Source organism: Peribacillus huizhouensis (assembly GCF_014138605.1).
GTDB classification, from domain to species: Bacteria; Bacillota; Bacilli; order Bacillales; family DSM-1321; genus Peribacillus; species Peribacillus huizhouensis.
The window spans coordinates 1-6,143 of the sequence record NZ_JACJHX010000041.1; the positions used below are offsets into that span (position 1 = coordinate 1).

General features: G+C 33.6%; 7 protein-coding genes. 3 read left to right on the top strand and 4 right to left on the bottom strand.

The genetic code is table 11. The features are described from left to right. Positions 1-344: 344 nt before the first annotated feature. Both HNP81_RS23355 and HNP81_RS23360 read right to left on the bottom strand, forming a co-directional pair. Positions 345-821 carry a DUF5342 family protein gene (locus tag HNP81_RS23355; RefSeq protein WP_182504154.1) on the bottom strand — a complete coding sequence of 159 codons (477 nt, stop codon included), beginning with the start codon at positions 819-821 and terminating at the stop codon, positions 345-347. Between the two features lie 75 nt (positions 822-896). Further along, a complete protein-coding gene (locus tag HNP81_RS23360) occupies positions 897-1,205 on the bottom strand; it encodes a PepSY domain-containing protein (RefSeq protein WP_182504155.1) in 309 nt (102 codons plus the stop codon). A 350-nt stretch (positions 1,206-1,555) separates the two neighbouring features. Between HNP81_RS23360 and HNP81_RS24860 the strand changes: the two genes are divergently transcribed. From HNP81_RS24860 to HNP81_RS23375, 3 genes are all read left to right on the top strand, one after another. Then, positions 1,556-1,843 carry a TIGR04104 family putative zinc finger protein gene (locus HNP81_RS24860; RefSeq protein WP_182504156.1) on the top strand — a complete coding sequence of 96 codons (288 nt, stop codon included), beginning with the start codon at positions 1,556-1,558 and terminating at the stop codon, positions 1,841-1,843. Positions 1,844-2,076: 233 nt separating this feature from the next. Continuing rightward, the gene (locus HNP81_RS23370) at positions 2,077-2,424 is read left to right on the top strand and encodes a hypothetical protein (RefSeq protein WP_182504157.1); all 348 of its coding nucleotides are present in this window, start codon (positions 2,077-2,079) and stop codon (positions 2,422-2,424) included. 321 nt (positions 2,425-2,745) lie between these two features. After that, positions 2,746-3,291 (top strand): hypothetical protein, encoded by a 546-nt coding sequence (locus HNP81_RS23375; RefSeq protein ID WP_182504158.1) that lies wholly within the window; start codon positions 2,746-2,748, stop codon positions 3,289-3,291. 208 nt (positions 3,292-3,499) lie between these two features. Here the strand turns inward: HNP81_RS23375 and HNP81_RS23380 are convergent, their stop codons facing one another. Next, complete coding sequence (locus HNP81_RS23380) at positions 3,500-4,702, bottom strand: MFS transporter (RefSeq protein ID WP_182504159.1); 1,203 nt, start codon at positions 4,700-4,702, stop codon at positions 3,500-3,502. A gap of 25 nt (positions 4,703-4,727) precedes the next feature. Continuing rightward, positions 4,728-5,309 carry a TetR/AcrR family transcriptional regulator gene (locus tag HNP81_RS23385; protein WP_182504160.1) on the bottom strand — a complete coding sequence of 194 codons (582 nt, stop codon included), beginning with the start codon at positions 5,307-5,309 and terminating at the stop codon, positions 4,728-4,730. Between the last annotated feature and the right edge of the window lie 834 nt (positions 5,310-6,143).

The window sequence follows — 6,143 nt, forward strand, 5'->3', positions numbered from 1 at the left end:
TGTAAGCGCTTTCTATTATAATGATAATGGGTTGGATGGCATGTGTGGCCGTCATAGTATCTGGCGTAGGTGGGGCCGATACCAGGGAGAGGGCTTAGATGACATGTCCTTTTTTATTTGTTTAAAACTAGCATTTTTTATGCAGTTGAGAGGTTTCTTCAGAAGTGATATATAAAATCATGAATAAACAATAACAATGAAGACGTTAACCACCTTGGCTTATGGCGTTTTTAGAACCTTTAGAATAGTAAAAGAAGTATGTAGAACTAATAGAGACCCCCCTGGATGTTTTAGGAACAAAAAAGGTAGGCATCATTTAGATACCCACCTCTTATATATTTAGTCTATTGATGACATTCAGGAACTTGATTTTCAAACAATGATTTGCCTTTAAAATCTTGATATACGTAGTTAGCCATCAAGTCATACACTTTCGATTCCAAATCTTGAAGGTCGTCTCCTTCAAGGTTATTTTGGGGTTGAGGATGAAACCATTGAATTTCTTCATCATGGAAAATCCCTTGATAATTATCCCCTTCAAAGGTTAGCGTAAATTGATGACGTTCATGAACTTGATCTTCGAACAATGGTTTGACTTTAAAATCTTGATATACGTGGTTTGTCATGAAGTCATACACTTTCGATTCCAAGTTTTGAAGGTCATCTTCACCAAGATTATGTTTAGGTTGAGGATGAAACCACTGAATTTCTCCATCGTGGAAAATCCCTTGATAAATATCGCCTTCAAAGGTTAACGAAAACTGATGACGTTCATGAACTTGACCTTCAAACAATAGTTTTATGTTAAAATCTTTAATCATTATAAAAACCTCCTAAGATAATTACTCATTGAACTTTTCCATAAATGGTTTTAAATCGTCTATACCGTGGTTACTTCACTCTTTCATCTGTTGATTAACGATCAAAGCATCTCCTGTTGATGCATCAATATCCACTGTGTATTCTGTATTTTGATTTACAATAGAAATCTTGTATGTTTTACTTCCATAATTTTCAACGGTTTGAGTATTCGTTACTAGACCGCCTTTTGATGTGTCTAAGGCAATAGTCTTTGCTTGTAATTCATTAATTGTTAGTGAGGGTGCATTTGTTTGTTCAGTTACCGGTTGGTTATCAAGCAGTGTATGAGCTCCTAGACCACCCGCGATTAAAGCACCTGTTAATAGCATTGGTATCAAGTTCATGCTTGATAACCTCCTTGTGTTGTTTGTATTGTTATCATAACCTCTCGAGTTTAAAGAAAAAGAAGAAGAACCTTAAAATTCCCTTAGAAAAGTAAAGGAATATCAAGTTTGCGTTTTTTGACTTTGATCTAGTAGGTGAACTAATAAAAACCCCCATTCAATTAATTGAGTGGGGGTTTTAGCTTGGCGTTCATAATGTAATGAATGTACGAGAATATACAAAATCATAGATTCGGAAAACAGGTTAATTCAATGAAATTGGAAAATATTGAATGGAATATAAATGTTAAAATGGAATTGTATATTAAGGTTTAATCGCTTAGCAAAATCAAATTTTAAGGAGGGTTAGTTTGAAAAAATGTGAAAACTGCAACTCGCAATTTAGCTGGAGTAAAATCTTTAAATCGTTTTGGTGGACATATAAACCAATTAAATGTGACAACTGTGGTACTAAACATAAGATAACCATTTTTGGTAGATTTACATTTGGAGCCCTGACTACTTTACCAATATTGATATTTACTAACTTCCTTTCTCCTTTCAATAACGTTTTTATGACCATTGGTATAGGAATTCTTATATTAATTGTTGGTTGTTTGTTCACGCCATATGTTGTTCAATACAAAGAGGCATTGTGAGGAATTATACTTAAACAAACGGGTGCTTTAATTAAACAGCGCGACCACAAATCTGGTGGTCTTTTCAATGTACAAAAATATGCAAAATCATACATTCAGAAAAAAAACTGGACAAACATTAAATTGGTTTTGTCTTTTATTTCTTGGTAGAGTAATTAATTGGAATATTACACCAACCTTGTATTGCAAAAGTTGAATAAGATATATATAAGAAAGTGAGAAAAAGAAAAATAATGAAAATCAAAAGTAAAATTAAAAAAACACTTAAAGTTTTAATTAGCAGTTTCTTTGTATTGTTGATTGTTATGGTTATTTCAACTCCTTCAAAGAATCACCTCGAGGATTGGATTTATGATAATTACGGTTATAAATGTAATGATTATGGAGTATGTCAAAAAGATAATATTGAAGTGTTGAATATTGGACAACATTATAGAAATGCAGGTATTTTTATGTCGGTTGAAAGAAGTATTGGTATAACCGATAGTAAAAAAGGAGAGACAGAAACTATTAGGGCAATTGGTATATTTAACAATATTTATACTATGAAAGATAATTGGTTCTGGGAGATAGTAAATTAAAAGTTATTGTAGGATTTAGTATCAGTGAAAGATTACACTTAAACTATTGGGTAGCTTTAGTGAAAGATGAATTTTCATCCCCCCCTTTTTTATGCAGCTACTATGCTTCTTCAGAAGCTGAAAATGTTGATTCATCAACACTGTATATATCATGTATAAACGATAAAAATGGACCATTCGGAACCCCTTGAGCGCCAAGGGGTTTTATAGTTCGGAAGTTCCGAAAATTTACTGTATAAATTATACATTGTTTTTTTATGATAAGATTCTTAGAAAATAGGGCATTACCTCTGCTCATTATCACTTATATGGGGGCCATATATGGAATTTGTATACGAATTACACGGTCAAGGCTGGGCAAGTGGCTATATTGAGATTAATGAAAAGAAATGTGAGTTTGTCTGTAGTTATTTAAGTGCTGGTATAAGTGAGTTGATAGAACGACTAAAACAACTTATAACGGACGATCAAGACATTAATCCAAACCCTATGTATTGGGAAGAAGAACCCAATGGAACTTACTGGACAGTAAAGAAAGTTGATCAGGATCAATTGTTGGTTCAAATTGAATATGGAGATGAGTTTGGAGATAAACAAGAATTATTACTCCAGGAAACCGTTTTATTTAAAGATTTTGTGAAAATAATATTATCCGTAACTACTAAATTGCTACGACATCACGGTATCGTGGGTTATCGTCAGAGCTGGGGACATGAATTCCCATTAGCTGATTATTTACAATTAAAAACTTTTTTTGAGGATAATCCTATAACTGTTGAACAAATTGATGTGGAAGGATACAAAGACTACGCAGATCACTACACAACTGTACTTTCAACGGAATTGAAGCTATTAGGGAATCTATAGAGATAAATTCGATCTGAAGTTTTAACTTCCGAGATTGGATTTTATGGCAATAAAAAGAGGATGAGTACTTTTTAAATACTCATCCTCTTTTCATTTCCTATAATTTACTTTATGTTAACTAGATTTGTATAGAGTATGCATACGAACCTTAGAAACATTGTTCAATCTGGGCCTTTTATTGTTCCACAGGCGCCTCGTGTCTTTCTAATTATTGCACTAAGCTTTCTGTCAATTGGTTTTCTTTCCACATGACTGTAATACCGAGGCCAATGACCATAATTACGGCAGCGAAAAGATATGGATAGTGGATGTTTACGTCAAATAGTATTCCGCCCATGGCTGGCCCGACGATAGTACCTAAACTCGTATAAGTAGAGTTCATTCCAGCAACAAATCCTTGTTCTTTCCCGGCATTTTTTGATAAATATGTTGTTAATGCCGGTCGAAGCAAGTCAAATGCAAGGAAGATGAAGCAAGCTACCGCCAACACTGCCAAAAAGCTAGAGATCACGGTGGACGCGATCGCTAATATTGCACCTATAATTAAACATAATTGGATTAGTTTCTTTTCACCGAGTAGATCTACCATTTTTCCAAACATAAATACTTGCACAACAACGCCGAATATTGAGCTTATTGTAATAATAACTGCAATGTCCTTCGGCGTGAAGCCGAATTTATGATCCGAAAATAGGCTAAAAACAGTTTCATATGCTGATAAACCGAAAGCGAGTACAAATACAATGATAAATGCAATAAAGTAAAGCGGATTTAGTGATCTTTTTAAATCGCCAATAAAGTTTGTTTGCTTTGTATTAGCAGAAATTTCTGCAAGCTGTTCCTTTGTAAGCGGCTCTTTTAAAATAAATATTGATGAAATGCATGCTAAAAAAGCAATGGCGGCCGCAAAGAAGAAGGGCAAGCGTATACCATATTCTGCAATAAAGCCACCGATACCAGGTCCTATAATAAAGCCAGTGCTAATGGCGGCAGAAAGATAGCCCATCGCTTTTGGCCGTTCCTGAACTGATGTAATATCTGCAACATATGCAGAAACACCTGGCATAATAAAGGCGGCACTAATTCCCCCTAGGATCCTTGATAGATAAAACACTGATACGTTCGTCCCTAAACCAAAGATAAGTTCTGAAATACCAAAAAGGAATAAGCCGATGATGATGATTTTCTTTCTGCCATAACGGTCAACAAAGCGACCTGCGAATGGTGACATAAGCAGTTGTGCTACCGCAAATACAGCAACAAGATAGCCCATCGTACTTCCTGATAAATGCATGCTATTCATAAAAGACGGCATAACGGGGATGATGAGTCCAATTCCTAGAAATGCAATGAATATATTGCTTAGAAGAATAATTAATAAAGTCTTTTGTTCTTTAATTGGTTTCATCATGTATTATCTCCTCTTTCTATATGTATCATTGATGTGAGATACCTCTCCAAAATACTGTCCAAGAGGCTGCTAATTTTGCCTGCAGCCGTTTCTCATCATTGCCGTATACAAGCTCCAACAAAATGGAATCGACTATTCCTAAGAATGCAAAGGTCGGCGTTATTGCTGCATCTCCAATAATTAATTTTGCATTGATCCAATCCTGAAATTTACTTTCCAGTATCGCCTGCATCTTTTCCTCGATATCTATGACTTCCTGTTCGATTACTTTTTCAAGATGGGATGGCGGAAAAAAAGACATACGCAGCCAAAACTTTAACTGCTCATTTTTTTGGAAAAGATCGATGACCAAATGTAGAAATCCGTACAAATCTTTTTCAGGATTATTTGAATCAACTTTACTGAAATATTGGAGTTTTGAAGATAGCTCTGTCTCTTTCGCATCACGTAAAACTTGCAGAAAAAGATCATCCTTTCCTTTAAAATGGGCGTAAATGGATTGCTTTTTCATGCCGACTTCTTCAGCTATTTGAGCAAGGGATGCTCCTTCATAACCATGAATCGTAAAATATTTTAGAGCAGCCTCTTTAATTTCATTACTTTTCACTAATATCACCTCGGATTTTACGAACGTTCGTCAGTTATATTAGCAAATTAAATAAATATAAACAAGAGGAGAATATATTTAGATATAAAAAAATTTTAATCTTTTAATGTTAAATAAATATTGTAATACAAATTATTATGTCAGTTTTCGACTTATATAATTACAAATTATAAGAGATAGCATAAGCAAAAAAGTATAGACCTTAAATCATTTTTAGTTTATAGAAAAGTATTTGTAGCAAGGTAAGTATAAAAATCTTCAACAATCGGGTGCTTTAATTAAACAAGCACCTAAAAGGATCTTCGACCGGAAAATCCTTTTTTCAGTACCTATAAGGGGGATTATGTGATAATTAGGCAACAAATAATCTAGGGTTTTATGATAAAGTAAAGCTATTATTAACATTAGACAAGTGAAGTTATTTATTTTTATGAAGGGGAATGAGAACGAAAAAATGGGGTTAGTTTTATTTTCGATATTTATGATAATACTGGGAATATTCACTATATGGATGTCTATTTTCGGTAAAAAAAAGGATATTAAACAATTCGGTTCTGGTATACCAACGGATTTTGGTGATTTATTTATAATGATTATTTATAAGATTTTCCCCTCTATTATTAGAAGAATTTTCTTATTTTTATCAGGAGTGAGTCTAATTGTTGGTGCTATTTTTATAATGTTACACAGATAATTTTTTTGTTGCGCTTAGTTTTATGAGTTATGTTTGTGAAGAAACGTACTTAAACTACCATGAAAATAAACTTCTGTAATTCAGTGAAAAAGGCAATACTTAATAAGACGCAGCTCATTCATTTTTAAAAAAGGGGAGAG